The sequence below is a fragment of the Chitinibacter sp. FCG-7 genome (assembly GCF_040047665.1).
Lineage (GTDB): Bacteria > Pseudomonadota > Gammaproteobacteria > Burkholderiales > Chitinibacteraceae > Chitinibacter > Chitinibacter mangrovi.
In genome coordinates this window covers 493,646-516,004 of record NZ_CP157355.1, presented here as the reverse complement: position 1 = coordinate 516,004, position 22,359 = coordinate 493,646, and the positions used below count along the sequence as shown (strand labels likewise).

Sequence of the window (22,359 nt, the reverse complement as noted above, 5' to 3'; positions counted from 1 at the left end):
TTATGAAGATCTTGGTGGTCGACGATACCGAAGCAATCTTGTTATTGATTTCGCGATTCGTTGAAGCTCTGGGTCATCAGGCACTTATCGCCCGAAACGGTCAGGAAGCAATCAATGTCTGGCGCCAAGAGCAGCCAGACTTGGTCCTTATGGATGTCATGATGCCCGTCATGTCTGGGCCTGAGGCATCCGTTCAGATCAAAGCGGAAGCTGGTGCAACCTGGGTGCCGATTGTCTTTGTCACGGGCGTTGGCGAAGAAAATGCGCTGGCCGATGCCATTGAGCGTGGCGCAGACGACTACATCAACAAACCAGTCAATTTCCGCGTTCTTGAGGCAAAGTTAAAGGCCTTTGGCCGGACTTTGGACCTGAACCGTAAAGTTCGTGAGCAATCACAAACCCTTGCCGATTATTACGAACGTGCCGAGGAAGAGAAGCGCGTTGTCCGTCACTTGATGGATCAAATGGTCAATTCGGAACGCCTAGCTGATCCGCAATTTGACTATTGGCTCTCGCCAGCAGAAAGTTTGTCGGGCGATTTGATTGCTGCAGCCCGTACTCCCGGACAGGCATTGCATATTCTGCTGGCCGACGGGATCGGTCATGGTCTGACAGCGGCCTTGAATGTCCTGCCGCTGACTCAGCCATTTTACAGTATGACCGAGAAGGGGTATTCCATTACGGATATCCTGTTTGAAATGAATGCAAAAATCCGGCAGGTGCTGCCGATTGGCCGTTTTGTCTGTGTATCGCTGATTTCAATTGATGAAGTAGGCGGTACAGTGGAAATCTGGAATGCAGGTATGCCGCCAATCCAGATTTTGGATCAGCAGCGCCAAGTTGTGCGTGTGTGCAGCTCCAGCAATTTGCCACTTGGAATCGTGCCTTCCCATTCTCTGGATCTGGTTCCCGAACGCATTTATTACAAGCAACCCGGTTATATTGTTGCCTATTCTGATGGACTGATCGAAGCACGTAATGCAGATAAGCTAGAGTTTGGTTTGCCGGCCTTGCTAGGCTCCTTGTCACAATCTGATGATCGTCAGATGCTGGCGCGGGCACAAACCGAGTTTTTGCAGTTTCTGGATGGCGAGCAGCATCACGACGATGTTTCTTTGGTCGTTGCGCGCTTTGGCATGGATGTGCAGGCAGCCAAAACCGAACTTGAAGTGCAGGCTGTTGAAGCCCGGTTCGATGAAATCTCGGCAGATTTCAATCTGTTGGCCGAATGCAGCTGGCGCTATAGCCTGATTCTGAGTGCGCACGAGCTGCGCTACGTGAATACCATTCCATTCATGATGTCTTTTGTGAAAGAAATCAAATCACTGGCTCATGTTCAATCTGATGTATTTCTGATTTTGACCGAGCTGTTTGTGAACGCGCTTGATCACGGCCTGTTGCTGCTTGACTCCGCCATCAAGACACAGCCCGACGGCATGGAAGAATATCTGGCGCAACGGGCGGAGCGTCTGGCCAATTTGCAGGAAGGCCGAATTGAGATTGACCTAATGGGGCTCAAATACAAAGACGCTGAGGTCTTGAAAATCCGCGTCAAAGACAGTGGTGAGGGCTTTGACTGGTCGAATGCTTCTCAAACTTCGGCAAGTCATACAGTGCATCCGTCGACGGCTTTTGGGCGGGGTATTTCCCTTGTTCGTGCGCTGTCGCTAAAAGTCCAGTTTAATGGTCTGGGTAATGAGGTCGAAGTTTATTATTTACCCGCCGCCAACCCAGCAACGCACTGACGCAGCTTGGGCTGCGTGATCGCCGCTTCTGCACAAATCATCACAAACACAAATCATCACAAATAATGCGCCAGGCTGGCCAAAGCGAAGCAGCCTGCCCATGCCGTGATCAACAATATCCAAGCCGCCCGTTGTTTTCTATGCAAGCCAATTGCCAGCAGCGCCAGCCACAGAAAAGTCGCAGCGGTCCCCCAATAATTATTCCCTAAGCCCAGCAAATAGCTATTGCTCACTCCCAGTAGCAGCCAAGATGTGCTGGCCAGCATGCATTGATGCGGCAGGCTGGCTTCGTGCTCGGGCGCCAGACTGGGCAGGGCTTGCAGTAAGGGGCCGATAAATGTCTCTGGATCGTGTTTTATCCCTTTTACCAAAGCAAGGCTTGGGCCGCTGGCTACACCGGCTGCCAGCAAAATGCTGGGTAGTCCCAAGCTTGATTCTGCGCCGGGTAACGGGTCGATCTGTTCATCGGCTGATCTGGGTTTGGCTTGTCGGTATACCCGGATGATTTGCCAGCCTGCGCCGCCTAGGCTCAGGCACCAAGTGGCAAATTGCAAGCTGGCCGGCAGGCGTTGAAATCCAAGCAAAAGAGCCAGCATACAGCCGGTAAACAGCAGGGCATCGTTGCTTTTTTGCCGGAAGAAATCAGTGATGTATCTGGCGCTGGCCTGATAAAGCAAGAGGCCACGGATATCAAGCTTAAGGAGTATCGGGCTGAGTAGCTTGATGCCAAAGAGCTTCAGACATATACCCATAGCTTTTGTGCGGCGGGTTTTTTCGGCTGCTGGTAGTGCCTGAGCGATTTCCAGCCAATACCACTGGCGTGCATGGCCGGACTCCAGATCGGAGATCTGCTGGATAATCTGCTTCTGTTCGCCAAGGCTGAATGCTTTGGGGCACATCTTAACGTAGCCAGAAATCGCACAGAATGGCTAGAAATAGCAGTGCACCGATCCGGTTGTTGCTGAGAAAGGCGGCAAAGCAAGCGGCTCTGTCCCGATGACGAATTTGCGAATATTGTGACGTCACCAGCAGGGCGCAAGCACCCAGCCCAAGATAGTAAGCATAACCCATTCCCGACTCGATCCCGATCCAGCCCATCAATAGCAGAAATCCGGTATGGCATAGCATGACCGCCAGCACATCGTGTCTGCCAAAAGTAATGGCCGATGTTTTAATCCCGATTTTCAAATCATCGGGCTTATCAACAATGGCGTACTCGGTATCGTAAGCAATGGTCCAGAGCAGATTGGCTAGCATAAGTACCCACGCGATCAGTGGCACTGTGCCGGTTTGTGCCGCAAAAGCCATCGGAATACCAAAACTAAAGGCAATCCCAAGATAGGCCTGGGGGATGGCCAGGAAACGCTTGGTGAAGGGGTAGGAGGCAGCAAGAAAGGCTGCTGGCAGAGTCAGTAGCAGCGTCAGGGCGTTGAGTGGTAGTGCGATCAATAGCGCGGTAATGGCCAACGCAGCAGCTAGGTAAAGTGCTTCGCGTGATCTGATCTCACCAGAGGCCAGCGGGCGCAGTTTGGTGCGCTCAACGTGGCCATCGAAATTCCGATCAGCCCAGTCGTTGATCACACACCCTGCCGAGCGCATCAGAAATGTACCTAGGCAAAAAATCAGGACCAGTTGCCAATCTGGCACACCCCGAGCAGCCAGCCATAATCCCCACAGCGTCGGCCAGAGTAGTAATAAAGTGCCGATGGGTTTATCCATCCGAGCCAGGCGGTAATAAGCGGAGAGTCGTTGCTTGTAGGTCATGGCGTTGGCTTGCGATTGAATGGCGCTAAAAATACTTCGGTGACCAGCAACTGATCCTGGCCCGAATAAAAAAACGAGCGGCGCGCCCACAGTATGGCAGCTTGCGGCCCGGCAGCAGCCACGGCTTTTTGCCATAGCGGATGACGGCGGTCAATTTGGCAAAAAGCCAAGCGCGAGCGTCGTATGGTCGGATCGGCAAATAGCAGTGCACCCAGCGGCTTGCTGCCCGTACGGCCCAGTAAATGAAAGCCGCGGCGCAGGCTGTCTGGGCTGGTGATGCTATGGGCGAAAACCAGCGCCTGATCTGCTGAGCACAAAAGTACCTCGCGCGTGGCGAGCGATTGTGCCGGTGATGAGAAAAACCGGCCTTCGTCCTGATGCGCCGGATATAAACCCTGGCGCAGCACACGCAGTGAAAAATCCGGAAAGTGGCTGATCAGGCGGCGTGTGAGTGAGCCGCGTTCGCTCAACCAGGGGCGTAAATGGCGGGGGGCGCGCGCTAGCGTGCTGCGCCAAAATGCAAAGTCATGCATACGAGGCAAATCAGTGAGCAAGGGCTTGATTATGCCACAAGAGGCTGGACGCTTCTGCTTGGTAATGACCGCAATAAAATGCCGAAAGGGCTGATCTAGGGTGTTGGTAGGTATATCCATCAAAGCACTATAAAATAAGGCTTACACGGAGATACCCTATGGTTATCGCAGCAAGCTCAAGACCTGTTTGCCAGACGCATTGGCTTGCGCCTGCATGGCCAGCTCGGCTTGGCCACGGATTGAGTTTTGGACCAGCTGCGCGCTTTGCGCGGCAAAATCAGTGTCGGCAATCCGGCTGCGCGATGCAGACTGGTTTTCTACAGTATTGCGCAAATTGCTGATGCTGTTCTCCAGCCCGGATTGAAAAGCACCCAGATTGCTGCGTTCTGCGCTGATACGCTGTAAATCCTGATCAAGTGCATCAAGGTTGGCATTGGCCGCGCTAGTGCTCGACAGATTGATTTGTCCTGTACTGCTCAAGCCATTGTTGCCGCCCAGATTGCTCGTATTCAGGTTGAGCTGCTGATTGCTGTTAGCGCCGGCCTGAAATGAAAAACCGCCACCTTGCAAAATGGCCTGACCGTTAAATTCGGTATTCCGGACGATGTCGGTGTTGCTCTGACTGAGTTGATCGGCTTCGGCTTGGAGTGCTTGCCGGTCACTGGCTGACAGGGTGCTATTGCCCGCAGCAACGGCCAGTTCGCGAATCCGTTGGGTATTGTCGGAAATTGACGAAATGGCACCTTCGGCGGTTTGCGCGAGCGAAACGGCATCGTTCAGATTGCGAATGCCCTGACTATTGCCGATGATTTGTGCGGCAAAGCGTTCGATAATCGCCGCGCCCGCCGCATCGTCAGCCGCGCGATTAATGCGCTGGCCAGATGAGAGGCTGGTGATGGTTTGCGCTGTCTGCGTCGCGTTGTTGCGCTGCGCTGACAGCGTGTTGAGATTGTTGCTTGAATTGATGACCATCATGCACCTCCGCTGGCGGAATATTCAATGCGTTCAGTGATCAAATTACAATGATTTCAGCTGTTTAGCGAATCATGGTGACTGACGGTTTGATGCACGGTGTCGGCCTTAGTTCCAGTGACCTTAATTCCAGTAAATGGGCTCGGATTCAATGGCGACGCCAAATTGTTCGAGTACGGCCTGTTGGACTTTCTGCTCCAGCAGTTTCACATCACGCTGGCGGGCTCCGCCATGATTGACCATCACCAGCGCCTGCTTGAAAAACATACCCACCGGGCCGAGTTGACGACCTTTCCAGCCCGCTTGTTCAATCAGCCAGCCGGCCGCAAGCTTGCTGCGCTGGGCGTCGATGGTATACATCACCAGATCTGGATATTGCACCTTGAGTGCTTGTGCTTGTTCGAGTGTAATTATCGGGTTTTTGAAGTAACTGCCCGCATTGCCGATTTGGGCTGGGTCGGGCAATTTGCGCTGGCGCACATTGATCACCGCCTGCGCGACATTCTGCAGGGTGGCTGCGAGGCCAAGCGTGGCTAGCTCGTTTTCAATATCGCCATAGCTGGTTTTGGTTTGATGCGCTTTGGGTAGGCGGAAAGCCACTTCCAGAATGCACCAATCCTTGCCGCCAGCCTGCTTGAAGATACTATCGCGATACGCAAAGTGGCAATCTGCGTGGTCAAACTGGCGGATTTCGCCACTGTGCAAATGAATCGCGGTCAGCTGGTGAAAATAATCCTTGATCTCAACGCCGTAAGCGCCAATGTTCTGCACTGGCGATGCGCCCACCGTGCCGGGGATGAGCGACAGATTCTCCAACCCACCCCAGCCTTGCGCCAGCGTCCACTGGACAAATTCATGCCAGTTTTCACCCGCTTGCGCGGCAACGTACCAAGCGGCATCATCTTCGGCCTGCAGGGTTTTGCCGCGCAAATCCATTTTTAACACCAGCCCGTGAACCAGCTCAGGCAAGACCAGATTTGATCCGCCACCCAGAATATACCACGGCAAGGCTCGCAGTTGAGCGTCGGCAATGCAAGCCTGCAGCTGGTCAATGGTGGTAATGGCCACAAAGTGCTCGGCGTGTGCTTGCAAACCAAAGGTGTTGAGCTGGGTGAGCGGGTGATGGGTCTGGATCTGTGGCATTGGCGACGGGTGAGTGGATGATGATAGGCAGTTGCATATTATCCTCTAGCTGGTGCCGACTTTGAAGAGGAAATACGTGATAGGGGTATTGTATTGTGGGTTTTATTAATATTGAATTTGATGGCCATACCCCTGTTGATTTTTAAGGGCGATTGCCCAAGTGCCAGCGGGCACAGTACCATTTGGTTTCTTGTGGCCCCACTTCGACCAAGACGCTGCCAAATTTGGATAGCCACCGCGGATAGGGGCCCGCCAATTGCACAAAGGCAAACCCCATACGTGATTCAATGTTTTTCTTGACGTCTGCCAGTGGTTTTTTAATCAGCGCGCCGACCATGAGGGCACCTGACTCGGGTACGTTCACAAACACTTCTTCGGTTTGATTGCCTGCCAGATCGGCTTTCTGGGCATCGAACCATTCGGCTTCACCCCAGGTCCGGATGGGTTGCTGCAAATATTGGCGGAAATAGCTGCGCCAATAATCGGTCGACCATTCGCTGCGGCAGGCTAGGGCGTTTTCAACTTTGTCGCCAAAGTGGCTGGGAACGGCTGCGTGAGCGTTGAGTATAAAAAAAGCCACCGCAAGGCCGAATAAAATCGTGGATTTCAATCGACTCATGGGTGGCTCCTTACTCACTGGCACTATGCGTTGATAGATAGTGGCCTAATGATGGGCGATTAGCCGCTGTTACGCAAACCGGCGGCCACACCATTGATGGTGAGGTGAACGGCGTGGCGCAATTCTTCACTATCATCGCCAGCGCGGATGCGCTTGAGTAACTCAACCTGCAGGTGGTTGAGCGGGTCAAGGTAAGGCAGACGGTTGTCCAGGCTACGTGCCAGCATCGGGTTATCGCCCAGCAACTCTTCGTGGCCGGTAATGGCCAGTACAGCATCGACCGAGCGCTGCCATTCATCCTTGATGCGACCAAAGATACGCTTAGCAACGTCCTGATCCTGCACCAGTTCCGAGTAGCGAGCGGCAATCGCGATATCTGACTTGGCCAAAACCATTTCCATATTCGAGATGGTAGTCTGGAAGAATGGCCAAGTTTTGTACAGATGATTCAGCGTTTGCAGGCCTTCATCACCCGCTTCGGCGAGATATTCGCTGATCGCAGCACCAAAACCGTACCAGCCTGGCAGCATCAAGCGACATTGCGACCATGAGAAGACCCAAGGAATCGCGCGCAAATCGGAAATACTGCTGGTGTTTTTACGTGCAGACGGACGCGAGCCGATATTCAGATTCGGAATTTCCTTAATCGGTGTGGCTTCAAGGAAGTAGGTAATGAAATCAGGCGTTGCGTAAACCAGATCGCGGTAGAAGCGATAGGCGGCGTTTGATAGACGCTCCATCAAAGCGCGGCGTGCAGTCGGGTCAACGTCGTATGGCAGCGGGAAGCTGGCGTCCAGCGTGGCAGCGACCAGAATCTCCAGATTGCGACGACCCACTTCACGATCAGCATACTTGGCTGTGATCACTTCGCCTTGTTCGGTAATCCGAATCTGGCCATTTACCGAGCCAATTGGTTGCGCCAGAATCGCATCGTAAGCTGGGCCACCGCCACGGCCTACCGTGCCGCCACGGCCGTGGAACAGACGTAGTTTGATGCCCGCCTGATTGAAGACATCAACCAGCGTCAATTCGGCTTTATACAATTCCCAGTTGGAAGTGAGGTAGCCACCGTCTTTATTCGAATCCGAATAGCCGAGCATTACTTCCTGCACATCGCCACGGCACGACAGCAATTGACGCCATTGTGGAATCGCAAACAGCGCCGTCATGATTTCGCCGCTGGCGCGCAAGTCACCCGTGGTTTCAAACAGCGGAATGATGTTGACCTTGCTGCGTACGGTGGGGGCCAGCGAAACCAGACCAACGTCGTTCAGTAGGACGGCAACTTCCAGCATGTCGGACACTGACGCACAATTGGAAATAATATAGTTAGGCAAAACGGCTTCGCCATAACGTGCCTGAATTTCTGCCGCCGCTTTCAGGATATCCAACTCTTGTTGTACATCCGGGCTGTATGAAACGTCATGTGGGCAAATCAGCGGACGCGGGCTCGCCAACTCGCGCAGCAAAACCACGCGGCGGCTGTTTTCATCCAGCGCCATATACTCTTCCAGACCTGCGCGGTTGAAGAGTTCGCTGATCATCTTTTCATGCAAGCCAGCAAACTGGCGCATATCGATTGGAGCTAGGAAGAAGCCAAAAACCGATACGGCTCGTTGCAGGCGACGTAGACGACCGCCTGCCAGTTTGCTTGCGCCATGGGCTTTCAAGGAACGGGCAATAATGGCCAGATCGGCTCCAAGCTGATCGGCATTTTCGTAAGGCTGTGCGTGAGCGACATCATGCAACTGATGGTGGAAGGTGCCGATTTGAATCGCAGTAGCAAAGATACGCGATGCAATCGCGGTCACCGCCAGGCGATAAGGCTCTTCGGTTTTGCGTGCCACGTCATCAGTTGCTGTTGCGGCCAGAGCCGACAAATCCTGATCAACCTGCACCAGCCGTGTTGACATCGATAGCTCGCTTTCGAGCTTCAGACATTGTTGGTAGTAGTAATCAAGTGCTACACCTGCCTGGCGTGATACGGCATAACGCATCACGTCAGCGGTGACAAATGGGTTACCGTCGCGATCACCACCAATCCAGCTGCCGACTTGAATGAAGTTGGGCAGGTTGACCTGCTCACCGGTCATTTCTGACAAACGATCTTCCATATCCTGATACAGACGTGGAATTTCGTGCAGGAAGGTGTTGCGGAAGTAGGTGGCACCGTTTTCGATTTCGTCTTGTACAGTCAATTTGACGGTACGAACTTCACGGGTTTGCCACAAAGTCAGCATCACGCGTTCCATCGCTTCCCTGTTGGCGGCGATTTCTTCTGGCGTCATCTGGCTGCGGTCACGCTGAGTGAGCAAGTCAGCCAAGGCGCGGTGGCATTCCAGAATAGTCTTGCGTTTGACTTCGGTCGGGTGCGCAGTCATAACCGGCGCAATCAGCGTGTCGGCCAGCATGGACAGAATTTCGGATGGTTTGACGTTACGATCAGTCAATGTTTCCAGTACGGCTGAAATGCTGCCACGCTGCGCTTTTGAACCCGCAATTTTGTGGGCACGGCGGCGGCGATTATGGTGCAAATCCTCTGCTATATTGGACAAGTGCGAGAAATAACTGAACGCTCTGACCAAGGCCATCGTGGTGGGCATGTCCAGAGTGGACAATGAACGCGCTAGCGCTTTGCCAGCGTCAGGGTCATGTGCCTGAACGTAGCGAACAGCAAGCTCACGAATCGATTCGATTTGCTCTGCGGTGGCCGAACCGGCCTGTTCGCGAATAGTGTCAGACAACAAGGCGGCGAGCAGATCCAAATCACGCTTGAGCGGTAGATCCTTTTCAGCAATAGGTTCGATCACAGACATGGCAATCCAATTTCGGCAAATTCAAGACAAAAAAATTTTGAGCATTCTATCAAAAACTCATGATCTCTGCCGCTGATTCAAGCAGAAACTTTCGACGGAAATCTTCATGGCCGCGTATCCATTTTATTTGACTAGTGTTTTTGCCGAGAAAGCGAGTGCAGGTGACCCTTTGGTCGTTTTTGATGTAGTGGCCTGGCCTGATGAGCAGGTACTGCAAATGATGGCTTACCAAATGTGTGGCGAGGTGGCCTTTCTGAATCGTACTTCGGGTGAGGTGCGTTTTTTTCATCCGCAGTTTCAATTGCCATTTTCGGCTAAGGGTCTCTTGGGAGCAGCCTTGGTTTGCAGAGAACTAGATGACAGCAATCAGCCCCAACTTAGCTGCGCAACAGGCAGCTATAGCTTATTCGTCGATGCCGATGGTGTCACTTTGCAGTCTACGGCTGGGAGAACCCGCCCGGCCTCCCGTGGACAGGTTGAGATTGCTTATGCGCTGGGAATTGAAAGCCATGAGATTCTAGCCCCGGTGCAATTTGTCGATGCCGGTTCAGAGCAATTAATGGTTCAGGTTCGATCTAGGCAGACCGTACTTCAAGCCCGCCCGCATTCTGCACTACTGGCTGAATATGCCGATACCCCAAAACAAATCGCGCAAGCCGTGATTTGGCACCGTGATGGAGACATTGTGTTGATGCGAAGTTTTACGGCAGATCATTTCAGCATTTATGAAAATTTTGGCGATGGCAGTGCAGCACTCAATCTGGCCAGCGCTTATCTCGCGAATGGTGGTCGTTTGCCATTTAACGTCAAGATCGAGCAAGGTCATACAATTGAAAAATTAATTAGTCGCTTGTCCCTTATTTTTTTACAAATTGATACTAAGCTTGATTTACATATGCGGGGGAAAGTGCTGCTTTTGGGATCTGGTGAACTAAAAGCATAAGACAATCCTAATGTTTGGTTGTATTGTTGCAAAATTATTATGTTTGACTACAGCGTTGGGAGCAGACTATGTCACTTAAATTGAAAGCGTGGGCTTTGTCGGTAGGCGTGCTCATCGCCCTGATCGCCGTTATGGTGGTGGGCTTGAGCACGATGCGTGATATGAGCAATAAGGACAACCGCGCGCGTATCGAGCAGTTGATGACCAGTTCTTATCTGACGATTGTTCAGCTGGAGAATCTGGCTGCAAGCGGCAAACTTTCGGAAGAGCAAGCCAAGGCCATTGCCACCCAAATTCTGCGTGAAAACAAATACCATAAATCAGAATATGTTTATGTGACCGATGAAAATCTGAAATTCATCGCCGCTCCGCTAGACCCGCAAATTCACGGCAAAGCATTCAATGAAGTACTGCAAGATGAAAAAGGCAATGGCATTGGAGACATTGTGGCTGCTGCGATTCAAAAATCGGGTGGTGCACTGACCGAATATCCTTGGACTTCAATCCGTGATGGCAAAGTCGTCCAGCTGTTGTCTGTGGCACAAAAAACGCCACGTTGGGGCTGGATTGTTGGTAACGGAGTTAGTTTTGCCGAAGCCGATGCTCGGTTCTGGAGTGAGGCTCGCTGGCAAGTCATTATCTGTCTGGTTGTTGCCGCTATTGTCGCATTTTTCATGCTGACGGCAGTTCGCCGCATTCTGAATGATCTGGGTGGTGAGCCGGCTGAAGTATTGAAACTGGTTCAATCGGTTGCTGATGGCAACTTGCAAGAAACGCGTGAAGTGCAAGGTGCTTCCGAGCATAGTATTTATGGGTCGGTACTGCGGATGCGCTCTTCTTTGCGTGGCGTGTTGACCCAATTGTCTCAGGCCGTGAGTACGCTGCACCATACCAGTGATGATATTGTGTCGCGAGCCCAAGACAGCAATCGCCTGATTGAAGCGCAAGGCAGCGCAGCCACTCGTATCGCACAAACCGCCGAACATTTTGCCGAGCAAACCCGCTCAGCAGCCGAACAGGCCTCGACTGCTCGCCAGCAAAGCGAATCTGCAACGCAAATTTCTGCCAAAGGTTTAACGGTGATTTCTTCTGCGGTTAATCGCTTTGCCGATATCGAGCAAGCAGTAGGTGATACCCAAAGCAGCATTGATGATTTGGCTCAGCGCGTTTCCAGTATCTCGGCGGTCATTGCCGTAATTCGTGATGTAGCAGATCAAACTAATCTCTTGGCACTGAACGCTGCAATTGAAGCTGCCCGTGCAGGTGATATGGGTCGCGGTTTTGCGGTGGTCGCCGATGAAGTCCGAAAACTGGCTGAGCGAACCAGTGCTGCGACACAGGAAATCGGCCAAACAATTACTGCCGTTCAGGGAAGTGGGCAGAATGCCAAGAGCCGTATGGACGATATGTTCATTCAGTTGAAAGAAGGTATTCGCCAGGCCAAAGAAGGTGGTGAAGCAGTGAAAGCCATTCGCCAGGAGACAGAGGCCACCTCGGTTGTTGTTGGTGCGATTGGCCATGCCTTGTCCGAGCAAGTAGGGGCCAGTATGCAGATTCGAAATGATGTGGATGAAGTGGCGCAGTCTTCCAGTGGCACAATGTCAGCCGCGCAAGGCACAGTGGGCGCAGCTCATTCAATCAAATCTGTCTCTACCCAACTGGCTGGTCTGGTTCAGAAATTCAAGCTCTAAACAAGCAGTTTGCCAAACAAAAAAGCCCGCAGATCTTGCGGGCTTTTTTATGTTCTGATTACTTAGCGACTTGTTCTTTTGTTACTTCATCCGCAGTGCCAATGACGGCATCGGGTGGTAGTTGCTGAGCGTGCAAGATCCAGCTGCGTGCAATTTCATAAAAGACTGTGAGTAGTACGGGGCCAATAAAAACTCCAAGCATACCAAAAGCCATCGCACCACCTAGAACGCCAAACAGTATAAGGATAAAGGGGAGTTTGCTACCCTTGCCGATCAAGAGTGGCTTAATCACGTTATCAGCTGAGCTCACCACCAGCAGCATCCATGCCGCCAGAAAAATGGCCCAAGCAATGTCGCCTTGATGATACAACCAGGCCGCTGCTGGTAAACCCAGTAAAACCGGACCGCCCGGCAATAAGGCTAGAATGAAGCTCGCAAAACCTAATGACATGGCATTGGGTACACCTGCCAGCAAATAGGCAAACCAAGCCAGCACGGCCTGGGCCACCGCAGTACCCAGAAAACCGTACACCACCCCCTTGGTCGACCCCACAGACACGGTGAGCAATTCCGCACTGCGCTCACCAGCCACCCGTTCCATCAGGCCGCGTACCCAATCGCGAATATGCTCGCCATCCTGATAGATGAAAAAAGCAATAAATAGGCTCATCAGCATCATGATCAGCCCGCCACCCACTTCACTGGCAATGACAATCAGCCATTGGGTTACAGGGGCAATCATGCTGCGTATCATCGACATGGTTTTGGCATCATGAGCGCCTAGCCCTAGCCAGAATTCATTGATCGCTTCGCCCGCCAGCGGCAAGGTGACTAGCCATTCGGGTAAGGCAGGCCAGCCTGATTCAAAGCTGTTGCGCACATTGGCAATAAAGTTCACGCCAACATCTGCAAAATCACTGGCGGCATAAATGATCGGAAGCATCAAAAAAATACACATCAGGCTGAGCAACAACACCGCAGCCAGCGCGCGTCGGCCATGCAGCTTTTTGACAAAAAACAGATAAGGGCGCCAGGTCGAAAGTACCAGAATTGCAGCCCATAAGCTTGCAGCCAGAAAAGGTTTCATGATTGCAAACACGGTAAAACAAAGTAATACCAAAGCGCCCAAGGCAACAAGGGGCTCAATCAGTTCGGCAGTTTTGATCTTCATGGAAGTAGAGGCGTGGTGGATTTGCTGACAGCATAGCGTAAAAAATGACTGCCATTACAGAAATGAAAGCTGGGTATTTAGCGTATTGATTGCGGGTTTGAACAAAACTCACCTTTCGCCGATCGTTATTACAAAAGTAACGCTCGGATATAGCCTTTAATTCTGGATGTTCGTCAAACCCAGATACTCCGATTGCGCGGGCTGGTGATACAAGGTGTATCCCAAGCCAGCGCGTTTTGCTGCAGGGTATTTAAGGCATCCAGCCCCTTGAGGATTTGGGCAAAGTCTCCGGCCACTGGGCACTGGATGGTGAGTGTCGTACCAGTACGTGGATGCGTGAAGCCGAGGGAGGTGCAGGCCAGCAGCAACCGATCTACTTCAAACGCTTCGGCAAATGCCCGATTGTGGCGGCCTTTGCCATAAGTGCTGTCGCCTACAATCGGATGGCTCAAATGTTTCAAGTGTCGCCGGAGCTGATGGCGGCGACCCGTGACCGGATTGAGCGCCAGCAGGGCGTAGCGGCTGGTGGGGTATTTATCAATTCTCCAATCCAGCGTGAACTGGGCCAGCGAGCGATACTGCGTTTGTGCGTCCTGCGGTGTTTTACGATCCGTCGCGCAACGCTCGTCCATATCATCTTGCTGAACCGACAATGGGTAATCAATTATGCCGTCATTGCTTGGCCAGCCACGCACCAAAGCCAGATAATGTTTATCTACGCGCCGATTGGCAAAGGCTTCGCCCATCAGTTTGGCCATTTCCGGATTCAAGGCAAACAGCAAAGTGCCTGATGTGGCCTTGTCCAGCCGGTGAATCGGAAAAACGTGCTGGTCAATCTGGTTGCGTAATTGTTGCAGGGCAAATTGCGTTTCAAAAAAATCAAGATCGGTTTTGTGGACCAGCAAATGACTGGGTTTGTGAATGGCGATTAATTCATCATCGCGGTAGAGTATGGGTAACATGCTGTCAATTGACCGAAGGTACTTTTTTGTCAGAAATTATTGTACTATTCTTAATTATTTCTTACGTTTTTGGTGTTGGAAATGGCATTAGAGCTCAAGCAAATGATTTACAGATGCAGCCATGCCTATCCGGAGCTGGACGGCGATCATAGAAAGGAGCATCTGGCTGATTTGATGCACAACTCGCTCGGCTATATGTGTCCCGCCTGTTGCCGTGCCGAATTTCAACTGCTCGATCTCGATTGCCAAGCATATGCCAATCTGGTGCAAATGTCGTCTGATATGAGTGCATTTGTGATCGAGGTGACGCAGGTCATTAGCCCGTTTAGCGAAATTCTGGCACTCAATGATTATCAGCAACGTGCACCTTTGTTTGATGAGTTAAATCTGCAGAGTGAGCCGCTGGATTTGCCACATTCGGTTTGGCGCAAAGAATTCTGGTTTGCCAATAACACCGACCCCATGCATGTGGTCGTCTTGATGGAGCATGTCAAACAGGAAATCGACTGGTTGGCGGCCTATATGCCATCGGGCAAGTTTACGGCGCACTTTAGTCAATTTATTGAGCCAGTCTAATTTAAACCAGATCTCTCACCTGCTTGACCCTAACGCAATTAACCCCCAATTGAGGGTTGATTGCATTTCATGGGTATATCCCCAGACCTATTTTGCAATAAGCTTTGGGTGAATATACCCCGACTTTTTCTGAATGTTCTGCTGATTGCTTGTTTCAGGCAAACGTGAGTACTTCGGTCAGCGGCTTTCTGGGCTTTTGTGGCCAGTTATTGTCTGCAGCTTGGCCAATTGCGATGAGCATAACCGGAATTTCATGCTCGGACAGGCCAAATTCCTGTGTGATGGCATCTGCGTCAAAGCCGATCATCGGGCAGCTTGCCAGCCCCATGCCCTGAGCCGCCAGCATCAGCGTCATCGCCGCCAGTGAAGCCGAGCGGATGGCCTCATCACGCTGTCGCTGTGGCTGATTGTGATAGCCCTCGCTGGCGTAATACACCATTGTATCGAGCAAGTCTTGCGTAAAAATTCCGGCACTGACGCTCGGAGCCAGAGTGCGGGCCAATTGCTGATGCAAGTCCAGCCGCCCGCAGACAATAAAAGTCACCGCCGCATCGACTACTTTTTGCTGGCCATAAGCGTGTTGCAGCAACTTTTGTTTGCTAGTGCTGGAATGAACCGCAATAAATTGCCAGTTCTGCCCGTTGTAAGCGCTGGGTGCCAGTGTGGCAAGCCTGACCAGCTCGGCAATGTCGGCTTCGTTCAAGCGCTGGGCAGGATCGAAATAATTGCAGGAAAATCGCTGTTCAAGCAGGGTTTTGATGGGCATGGTGAGCTCCTTAAGGCTGGGTTGAGTGGGCTGATTCAAGCTCTGTGCTCGAACTGATCCATTGCGTGATGCGTTGCTGGCTTAGCTGGACGTTGCGGTGAATTTCATCAATTTGCTCGCCTGCCACACATTCCAGATAAACGTGGCCGCTAAACTGGTAACGGGCAAAACCTTGCAGCAAGGCCGGAAAATCGACGCAGCCGTCACCCGGATTGAGCTGAACCGTCGGGCCTGCTGGCCCGGCAAGATAATCCTTGATAATCAGATTGCCGCTGAACGGCGCCAGCAGTGCCAGGCAATCTTCGGGCTTGATCTGCCCCTGGCTGTAATACAGCAGATTGCCGGGGTCAAAGCTGAGCATGAAAACATCAGACTGGAGTATCTCTTTCAACGCTAGTAGCTGCTTGGGCTGTGTACTTATGCCGCCATGGGGTTTAATCGTGATACTGATGCCGGCTTCTTGCGCCATCGGCGCAATGGCCTCCATCAGGGCCAGATAGCCGGGCAGCAACGCGGGTGATTCGCAGCCGAAATCCAGCAAAGCGCTCGCCCCCAGTTGGTGAGCGTTCGCAATCAGGCGCTGGTATTGAGCAATGCTTTTGCTTTGCGCCTGACTCGCTGGCCATTCGCCTGCCAGCAGCAGCGATGGATTAAGCCCCGCATTGGCGCAAGCCAGACGTGCAGCTGCAATGTCGGCTGCGCTGCTGTCCGAAGTGACGGCAATGGCCGGGCCATGATTGCTCTGGTTATAAAACACGGCCACATCGTCAAATCCTGCCGCAGCAATCATTGCGCAAGCCTGGGTAAAAGAAAGGGCCTGATAGGGGCGGCTGGTGCAGGATAGATGCATGTTGGTTTTCTGCTAAAAGGAATAAATGGATTGTTATGTAAATCAATTGATTGATAAATGCGGCTAGAATTAGTTAATTGTTAATTTTTGGTTAGTAATGATGGATAAACTGCGTTGCATGGCGGTGTTTGTGGCTGTGGTTGAGCAGGGCGGGTTTAGTGCCGCAGCTCAGGCGCTGGCTATTTCGGCCGTGATGGTGGGTAAATATATTCAGCAACTGGAAACCCAGCTGGGAACCAGACTGATCGAGCGCACCACGCGCAGGCAAAGCCTGACGATGGCGGGCATCAACTACTTTGATAATTGCAAGAAAATATTGGAGCAGGTGCGCTGGGCAGAAAGCTCGATAGAAAGCCTGCAAGTGGCGCCGCAAGGTTTGCTGCGGGTCAGCGCCCCGGTGAATCTAGGCGCGATGTTGATCGCACCTTTGCTGGCTGATTACCTGGCGCAATACCCGCAAGTGAAACTGGAGCTGATCTTGAGCAATGCCCGTGTTGATCTGATTGAAGACGGTTTTGATCTGGCCATCCGCACTGGCGCACTGAGGGATGCCAATCTGGTTGCGCGCGCCTTGCCCGACTACCGCATGCTGCTGTGTGCGTCTCCTGCCTATTTGCAACAGCACGGCACGCCGCAGTCGCCAGCTGATCTGGCGCAGCATCATTGCCTGACTCATCTGGTTTGGGGGCATCGGCAGGGCTGGCCTGAGCCGCTGCAGCTTAATCAGCAAGCTTGGCCGACAAAAAGCCGTCTGGCCTGCAATGACAGCCAGGCATTGCGGCAAGCTGCGCTGCACGGAGCGGGGATTGTGCTGCAGCCTGAAGTGTTGCTAGCCGAAGATATTCATGCCGGGCGATTAATACCGCTGTTGCCCGATTTTTTGCCGCCAGCCTTGCCGGTTCATTTATTGTATTTGCCCGATACCAGACCAAGACCCAAGCTCACCAGTCTGGTTGATTATCTGCTGGCGCAATTGCCGCGCCAGCTATAAACCATCAGCCATGCGCTCAGTTCAGTGCAAAGCGGCCTTTGCCTGCGGCTTTGGCCTGATACATGGCGGCATCGGCTTTGGCCAGTAACAACTCGGACGCCAGTTCATCGCCGCTGTGGGTCAGCGCAATACCAATGCTGCTGCTCAGTTGCACGCTGTGGCCATCGATAAGGCAGGGCACCGCTAGTTGCTCCAAAATCCGCTGGGCAACCTGTATTGCACCACTGTCATTGTCTCCTAGGTTTTCCAGAATCATTGTAAATTCATCGCCAGCCAGGCGGGCGACGGTATCGGTTTCGCGGCTGGCTGCGCTGATCGTTGCGGCAAAATATTGCAAGACCTTGTCGCCAAACTCGTGCCCATGTGCATCGTTCAGTTGTTTGAAACCATCTAGGTCAAGAAACAGCAAGGCCATTGGCTGTTGATGCCGTTTGGCGCGGGCAATCGCGGCATCGAGCGCTAGCATAAAAGCGCGCCGGTTGGGCAGGCCGGTGAGCTGATCGTGCGAGGCTTCAAACGCTAGCTGGTTTTCCAGCTGTTTGCGCTGGGTGATGTCCTGCACCTGAATATAAAAACCAGTGACTTTGCCAAGCTCATCAATATGGGGAATAAAATCGACGTGAACTTGCTGGCAGCCTTGCAAGGTGTTCAATTCGCTATCAAAAGCCACCTGCTCTCCGGCCAGTACCCTGTCCATATACGGGCTGATTTGCAGATGGGTTGATTCTTCGAGCAGATCGGTGACCCGCATCGCCAGCAAGGCTTCGGCGCTAATACCAAACCAGTCCTGAAACACCTGATTGATAAAGAGATAACGCAATGAGGTATCGACATAGGCAATCAGCGCCGGCAAATGGTCGGTCACTGCTTTGAGTAGCCTGCGATGTTCCAGAATTTCCTTTTTTGCCGCTTCGCGCACTGACACATCTTGCACAAATGCATCGACCAGACGCTGCTCGCCAATCCGGTTTTCGCTCAGCGTCAGCTCGGCAATGAATTCTTCACCATCTTTGCGGCAAGCCACAATTTGCAGCCGCCGACCCAATGTGCCGCTTTGTCCGTGCTTCAGATAGCGCTTGAGCTCTGCCCAGTATGGACGGCGTCGCCGGGCGGGGATGATCATGTCGCCTGCTTTTCTGCCCAGTGCTTCTTTGCGTAACCAGCCAAACATCTGCTCGGCAGCAAGGTTCCAAGCGATGATCTGGCCATTCTGATCAATTTCAAGAAAGGCATCGACGGCATTTTCCAGCGTAATCTGGAATCTTTCTTTTTCCGCCTGCAGCTCTTGCTGGATTTCAATCCGCTTTTCCATCTGATGATTCAGCTGGCTGATCGCCACCGCCATTTCGGCCGTGCGTATCTCGACACGTTGCTCCAGATTATGGCGCAAATCGGCCAGGGCAAACTCGGCCTGTTTACGGGCATCAATGTCTGAGAGCACCGAGATAAAGTGCAAAGGCTGGCCTTGCGCATCACGCATCAGTGACACGGTGAGCTCAACCCAGACGATCTGGCCATTAGAGCGGATATAACGTTTTTCCAGCGTATAAGTCGCAATATCGCCCCTGACCAGCTGATTGAGGTACTGTAAATCGGTGTGCAGATCGTCAGGATAAGTGATCTGTTGAAAGGTTAATGACTGCATTTCCTGCTGGTCATAGCCCACCAGTTTGCACAGGCTCTGATTGACTTTAAGCCATTGCCCCTCAGGGGAAACCAGTGCTATGCCGACTGCGGCCTGAGCAAACACTTTTTGAAAAATTTCTTCCGCACTGGCCAAGTGCCGCTCGACCTGATTAATGTGCTGGTCGTTTTCCCGTGTCTGAAAATAGGTTTGCACCATGACGGCAAAATCGTGCAGATCGGCTTTTTCATCATCAGAAAAAGTGCGTGTCCGGGTGTCAATCAGGCATAGCGTACCCAGCGCATGGCCTTGTCGCGAGCGGATTGGATAGCCCGCGTAAAAGCGCACAAAGGGATAGCCAGTGACGGCGGGATTATCGGCAAAGCGCTCATCTTCATGCGCATCAGGAACAATCAATGCCCCCCAATGCAATATTGCATGGGCGCAAAATGATTCCTTGCGTGAAGATTGCGTGCTATTGAGGCCCACGTTTGATTTGAACCACTGACGATCCTGATCGACCAGCGAGATCAAACAAATCGGCACATCAAAGTGGCGCGCTGCCAGCCGGGTAATCCGATCCAGCTCTTCTTCCGGCTCGGTATCCAGAACGCACAGATTGTGCAGGGTGTGCAGGCGTTCGGTTTCATTGTCGGGCGGGGCGGCTACTTGCATAGGGATATATCCGGCTCGGAGACCTTGCGCCTGGCTGGTGGCGGGGAATCCTTCAATTGATTCAAAGCGCGTTATTTTTCAAGCTGTTTTAGCACAGTTTAGGCTATCACCCTGATTGGTAAATGCAATTTGATGTATAGCCCGCGCAAGCCTAAAGTAAATCCGTAAAGCAGCAAGGCAAAAATTCCCGAGCTTACTGCTGCGCTTTGCGCAACAACTGGCATCGGGTCAGAACTTTTGACCATTATTTATTTAGCACTCATTTTCCAAAGGGGAATGCCATGTCAAATGAAGCAAAATGCCCATTTTCGGGTGTCGCCAACAAACATACGCTGACCGGTGCGCAATCGAATGCCGATTGGTGGCCCAATCAGCTTAATCTGAAAATCTTGCACCAGCATTCATCCAAATCCGATCCAATGGGCGATGCATTTGACTATGCCGCCGAATTCAAAACGCTGGATCTGGACGCCGTAGTGAGTGATCTCAAAGTCCTGATGACCGACTCTCAGGACTGGTGGCCGGCCGACTGGGGGCACTATGGCGGTTTGATGATCCGTATGGCCTGGCACGCTGCGGGTACTTACCGCATTCACGATGGTCGTGGCGGTGCAGGTACTGGCAATCAGCGTTTCGCGCCGCTCAATAGCTGGCCTGATAATGGTAATCTGGATAAAGCCCGCCGTCTGCTGTGGCCGATCAAGCAAAAATACGGCAAAAAATTATCCTGGGCCGATTTGATGATTCTGGCTGGCAATGTCGCGCTAGAGTCGATGGGCTTTAAAACTTTTGGTTTTGCCGGTGGTCGCCCTGACATCTGGGAGCCTGAGGAAGACATTTACTGGGGGATGGAAAAATCCTGGCTGGCGACCAGTGACAAACCCAATAGCCGCTATTCGGGTGATCGAGAGCTGGAAAATCCGCTTGCCGCTGTGCAGATGGGCTTGATCTATGTGAATCCCGAAGGCCCGGACGGCAATCCTGACCCTGTTGCGTCTGGCCGCGATGTGCGCGAAACCTTCGCCCGCATGGCAATGAACGACGAAGAAACTGTGGCGCTGGTCGCCGGTGGCCACACCTTCGGTAAGGCGCATGGTGCTGGCGACGGCAAGCTCGTTGGGCCAGAGCCCGAAGCGGCAGGCATTGAAGAGCAAGGCCTAGGCTGGATTAACCAGTTTGGCAGCGGCAAGGGTGAGCATACGACGACCAGCGGGATCGAAGGTGCTTGGAAGCCCAATCCGACCACCTGGGACAATGGCTATTTCGACATGCTGTTTGGTTACGAGTGGGAGCTGACCAAAAGCCCGGCTGGCGCGCACCAATGGGTGGCAAAAAACTGCAAGCCCGAGCATATGATTCCCGACGCGCACAATCCGGCAAAAAAACACCCACCAATGATGACCACCGCCGATTTGTCGCTGCGTTTTGATCCGGCCTACGAAAAAATTTCGCGCCATTTCCATCAGAGTCCACAAGCCTTTGCCGACGCTTTTGCCCGCGCATGGTTCAAGCTAACACACCGCGATATGGGGCCACGCAGCCGCTATCTAGGCAAGCTGGTTCCCGCTGAAGTGCTGATCTGGCAGGATCCAATCCCTGCAGTCGATCATGCTCTGGTCGATGACAGCGATATTGCCGCTCTCAAAGCGCAGCTGCTGGCATCCGGTTTGTCGATTGCCGAGCTGGTCAATACCGCCTGGGCGTCGGCATCGACCTTCCGAGGTAGTGACAAGCGCGGTGGAGCCAATGGTGCGCGCATCCGTCTGGCACCGCAAAAAGACTGGGCAGTGAATCAGCCTGCGCAATTGGCGCGTGTTCTGGCCAAGCTCGAAGGTATCCAGCAAAACTTTAACGCCAGCGCCAGCGGCGGCAAAAAAGTATCGCTGGCCGATCTGATTGTGCTCGGTGGCTGTGCCGCAGTTGAAGCGGCCGCCGCCAAAGCCGGTGTGACAGTGAGCGTACCTTTTGCGCCGGGTCGCGCCGACGCCAGCCAGGAGCAGACCGACGTTGATTCATTCAAAGTGCTTGAGCCGCAAACCGATGGCTTCCGCAATTTCAGCAAACCGGGCCTGGAAGGTGCGGCAGCGGAGTCGCTGATCGACAAAGCGCAATTGCTGACTTTGACTGCGCCGGAAATGACTGTTCTGATCGGCGGCTTGCGTGTGCTGAACGCCAACGCTGGTCAGAGCCCGCACGGTGTGCTGACCAAACGCGCCGAGGTGTTGAGCAATGACTTTTTTGTCAATCTGCTCGATATGAGCACCAAATGGCAGGCCAGCGCGAGTGCAGGCGTACTCGAAGGTCGGGATCGTAAAACGGGCGAGCTTAAATGGACCGGCACACTGGCTGATCTGGTCTTTGGCTCCAATTCGCAGCTGCGCGCACTGGCCGAGGTGTATGCGGCTAGCGATGCACACGGCAAGTTTGTCGATGATTTTGTCGCCGCCTGGAGCAAGGTGATGAATCTGGATCGCTTCGATCTGGCCTGATTGCGTTGCTGTTAATGCTGGTGCCGGGG

18 protein-coding genes are annotated in these 22,359 nt (G+C 52.8%); 6 read left to right on the top strand and 12 right to left on the bottom strand.

The genetic code is table 11. The features are described 5' to 3' along the window. Nucleotides 1-2 precede the first annotated feature (2 nt). Nucleotides 3-1,745 carry an ATP-binding SpoIIE family protein phosphatase gene (locus tag ABHF33_RS02380; protein WP_348945465.1) on the top strand — a complete coding sequence of 581 codons (1,743 nt, stop codon included), beginning with the start codon at nucleotides 3-5 and terminating at the stop codon, nucleotides 1,743-1,745. Nucleotides 1,746-1,801: 56 nt separating this feature from the next. On the opposite strand, the gene ABHF33_RS02375 is transcribed toward ABHF33_RS02380, so the two are convergent. The 7 genes from ABHF33_RS02375 to ppc all read right to left on the bottom strand — a co-directional run bounded on the left by ABHF33_RS02375 (nucleotide 1,802) and on the right by ppc (nucleotide 9,592). Continuing rightward, entirely contained in the window at nucleotides 1,802-2,644 is an 843-nt protein-coding gene (locus ABHF33_RS02375) for a hypothetical protein (protein ID WP_348945464.1), read from the bottom strand. Nucleotide 2,645: 1 nt separating this feature from the next. Continuing rightward, complete coding sequence (gene ubiA, locus ABHF33_RS02370) at nucleotides 2,646-3,509, bottom strand: 4-hydroxybenzoate octaprenyltransferase (protein WP_348945463.1); 864 nt, start codon at nucleotides 3,507-3,509, stop codon at nucleotides 2,646-2,648. After that, a complete protein-coding gene (locus ABHF33_RS02365) occupies nucleotides 3,506-4,042 on the bottom strand; it encodes a chorismate--pyruvate lyase family protein (protein WP_348945462.1) in 537 nt (178 codons plus the stop codon). Before ABHF33_RS02365 ends, ubiA begins: the two co-directional genes overlap by 4 nt. A 162-nt stretch (nucleotides 4,043-4,204) precedes the next feature. Beyond that, nucleotides 4,205-5,017 (bottom strand): flagellin, encoded by an 813-nt coding sequence (locus tag ABHF33_RS02360; RefSeq protein WP_348945461.1) that lies wholly within the window; start codon nucleotides 5,015-5,017, stop codon nucleotides 4,205-4,207. Between the two features lie 120 nt (nucleotides 5,018-5,137). Further along, nucleotides 5,138-6,157 carry a UDP-N-acetylmuramate dehydrogenase gene (gene murB, locus ABHF33_RS02355; protein ID WP_348945460.1) on the bottom strand — a complete coding sequence of 340 codons (1,020 nt, stop codon included), beginning with the start codon at nucleotides 6,155-6,157 and terminating at the stop codon, nucleotides 5,138-5,140. A 142-nt stretch (nucleotides 6,158-6,299) separates the two neighbouring features. Beyond that, nucleotides 6,300-6,776: a hypothetical protein gene (locus ABHF33_RS02350; RefSeq protein ID WP_348945459.1), complete on the bottom strand. Its 477-nt coding sequence runs from the start codon at nucleotides 6,774-6,776 to the stop codon at nucleotides 6,300-6,302. Between the two features lie 59 nt (nucleotides 6,777-6,835). Then, on the bottom strand, nucleotides 6,836-9,592 hold the full coding sequence (ppc, locus tag ABHF33_RS02345) for a phosphoenolpyruvate carboxylase (protein ID WP_348945458.1): 2,757 nt from the start codon (nucleotides 9,590-9,592) through the stop codon (nucleotides 6,836-6,838). A gap of 106 nt (nucleotides 9,593-9,698) precedes the next feature. Between ppc and ABHF33_RS02340 the strand changes: the two genes are divergently transcribed. Together ABHF33_RS02340 and ABHF33_RS02335 are read left to right on the top strand one after the other, a co-directional pair. Continuing rightward, nucleotides 9,699-10,535 carry a PhzF family phenazine biosynthesis protein gene (locus ABHF33_RS02340; RefSeq protein ID WP_348945457.1) on the top strand — a complete coding sequence of 279 codons (837 nt, stop codon included), beginning with the start codon at nucleotides 9,699-9,701 and terminating at the stop codon, nucleotides 10,533-10,535. A gap of 68 nt (nucleotides 10,536-10,603) precedes the next feature. Beyond that, nucleotides 10,604-12,226 carry a methyl-accepting chemotaxis protein gene (locus tag ABHF33_RS02335; RefSeq protein WP_348945456.1) on the top strand — a complete coding sequence of 541 codons (1,623 nt, stop codon included), beginning with the start codon at nucleotides 10,604-10,606 and terminating at the stop codon, nucleotides 12,224-12,226. A gap of 58 nt (nucleotides 12,227-12,284) precedes the next feature. Here the strand turns inward: ABHF33_RS02335 and ABHF33_RS02330 are convergent, their stop codons facing one another. Together ABHF33_RS02330 and ABHF33_RS02325 are read right to left on the bottom strand one after the other, a co-directional pair. Then, on the bottom strand, nucleotides 12,285-13,397 hold the full coding sequence (locus tag ABHF33_RS02330; protein ID WP_348945455.1) for an AI-2E family transporter: 1,113 nt from the start codon (nucleotides 13,395-13,397) through the stop codon (nucleotides 12,285-12,287). Between the two features lie 173 nt (nucleotides 13,398-13,570). Next, on the bottom strand, nucleotides 13,571-14,359 hold the full coding sequence (locus ABHF33_RS02325) for a pseudouridine synthase (RefSeq protein WP_348945454.1): 789 nt from the start codon (nucleotides 14,357-14,359) through the stop codon (nucleotides 13,571-13,573). Nucleotides 14,360-14,461: 102 nt separating this feature from the next. Here ABHF33_RS02325 and ABHF33_RS02320 point away from each other — a divergent pair, with 102 nt between their 5' ends. After that, nucleotides 14,462-14,935 (top strand): hypothetical protein, encoded by a 474-nt coding sequence (locus tag ABHF33_RS02320; protein WP_348945453.1) that lies wholly within the window; start codon nucleotides 14,462-14,464, stop codon nucleotides 14,933-14,935. A 154-nt stretch (nucleotides 14,936-15,089) separates the two neighbouring features. Here ABHF33_RS02320 and ABHF33_RS02315 read toward each other — a convergent pair whose 3' ends face one another. Next, nucleotides 15,090-15,701, bottom strand: a complete 612-nt coding sequence (locus tag ABHF33_RS02315) for a nitroreductase family protein (protein ID WP_348945452.1) — start codon at nucleotides 15,699-15,701, stop codon at nucleotides 15,090-15,092. A 10-nt stretch (nucleotides 15,702-15,711) separates the two neighbouring features. Further along, a complete protein-coding gene (locus ABHF33_RS02310) occupies nucleotides 15,712-16,491 on the bottom strand; it encodes a sugar phosphate isomerase/epimerase family protein (protein ID WP_348945451.1) in 780 nt (259 codons plus the stop codon). A 157-nt stretch (nucleotides 16,492-16,648) separates the two neighbouring features. Here ABHF33_RS02310 and ABHF33_RS02305 point away from each other — a divergent pair, with 157 nt between their 5' ends. Continuing rightward, complete coding sequence (locus tag ABHF33_RS02305) at nucleotides 16,649-17,542, top strand: LysR family transcriptional regulator (RefSeq protein WP_348945450.1); 894 nt, start codon at nucleotides 16,649-16,651, stop codon at nucleotides 17,540-17,542. A 16-nt stretch (nucleotides 17,543-17,558) separates the two neighbouring features. On the opposite strand, the gene ABHF33_RS02300 is transcribed toward ABHF33_RS02305, so the two are convergent. Next, complete coding sequence (locus ABHF33_RS02300; RefSeq protein ID WP_348945449.1) at nucleotides 17,559-19,841, bottom strand: PAS domain S-box protein; 2,283 nt, start codon at nucleotides 19,839-19,841, stop codon at nucleotides 17,559-17,561. Nucleotides 19,842-20,122: 281 nt separating this feature from the next. Between ABHF33_RS02300 and katG the strand changes: the two genes are divergently transcribed. After that, nucleotides 20,123-22,330 (top strand): catalase/peroxidase HPI, encoded by a 2,208-nt coding sequence (katG, locus tag ABHF33_RS02295; protein ID WP_348945448.1) that lies wholly within the window; start codon nucleotides 20,123-20,125, stop codon nucleotides 22,328-22,330. Nucleotides 22,331-22,359 lie beyond the last annotated feature (29 nt).

Coding starts and splice junctions, on each gene's coding strand:
- ABHF33_RS02375 (WP_348945464.1), bottom strand. CDS start 2,644: ATGTGCCCCAAAGCATTCAGCCTTGGCGAACAGAAGCAGATTATCCAG.
- ABHF33_RS02310 (WP_348945451.1), bottom strand. CDS start 16,491: ATGATTGCTGCGGCAGGATTTGACGATGTGGCCGTGTTTTATAACCAG.
- murB (WP_348945460.1), bottom strand. CDS start 6,157: ATGCCACAGATCCAGACCCATCACCCGCTCACCCAGCTCAACACCTTT.
- ABHF33_RS02360 (WP_348945461.1), bottom strand. CDS start 5,017: ATGATGGTCATCAATTCAAGCAACAATCTCAACACGCTGTCAGCGCAG.
- ABHF33_RS02305 (WP_348945450.1), top strand. CDS start 16,649: ATGATGGATAAACTGCGTTGCATGGCGGTGTTTGTGGCTGTGGTTGAG.
- ABHF33_RS02350 (WP_348945459.1), bottom strand. CDS start 6,776: ATGAGTCGATTGAAATCCACGATTTTATTCGGCCTTGCGGTGGCTTTT.
- ABHF33_RS02365 (WP_348945462.1), bottom strand. CDS start 4,042: ATGCATGACTTTGCATTTTGGCGCAGCACGCTAGCGCGCGCCCCCCGC.
- ABHF33_RS02340 (WP_348945457.1), top strand. CDS start 9,699: ATGGCCGCGTATCCATTTTATTTGACTAGTGTTTTTGCCGAGAAAGCG.
- ABHF33_RS02300 (WP_348945449.1), bottom strand. CDS start 19,841: ATGCAAGTAGCCGCCCCGCCCGACAATGAAACCGAACGCCTGCACACC.
- ABHF33_RS02320 (WP_348945453.1), top strand. CDS start 14,462: ATGATTTACAGATGCAGCCATGCCTATCCGGAGCTGGACGGCGATCAT.
- ABHF33_RS02335 (WP_348945456.1), top strand. CDS start 10,604: ATGTCACTTAAATTGAAAGCGTGGGCTTTGTCGGTAGGCGTGCTCATC.
- katG (WP_348945448.1), top strand. CDS start 20,123: ATGTCAAATGAAGCAAAATGCCCATTTTCGGGTGTCGCCAACAAACAT.
- ABHF33_RS02330 (WP_348945455.1), bottom strand. CDS start 13,397: ATGAAGATCAAAACTGCCGAACTGATTGAGCCCCTTGTTGCCTTGGGC.
- ppc (WP_348945458.1), bottom strand. CDS start 9,592: ATGTCTGTGATCGAACCTATTGCTGAAAAGGATCTACCGCTCAAGCGT.
- ubiA (WP_348945463.1), bottom strand. CDS start 3,509: ATGACCTACAAGCAACGACTCTCCGCTTATTACCGCCTGGCTCGGATG.
- ABHF33_RS02315 (WP_348945452.1), bottom strand. CDS start 15,701: ATGCCCATCAAAACCCTGCTTGAACAGCGATTTTCCTGCAATTATTTC.
- ABHF33_RS02380 (WP_348945465.1), top strand. CDS start 3: ATGAAGATCTTGGTGGTCGACGATACCGAAGCAATCTTGTTATTGATT.
- ABHF33_RS02325 (WP_348945454.1), bottom strand. CDS start 14,359: ATGTTACCCATACTCTACCGCGATGATGAATTAATCGCCATTCACAAA.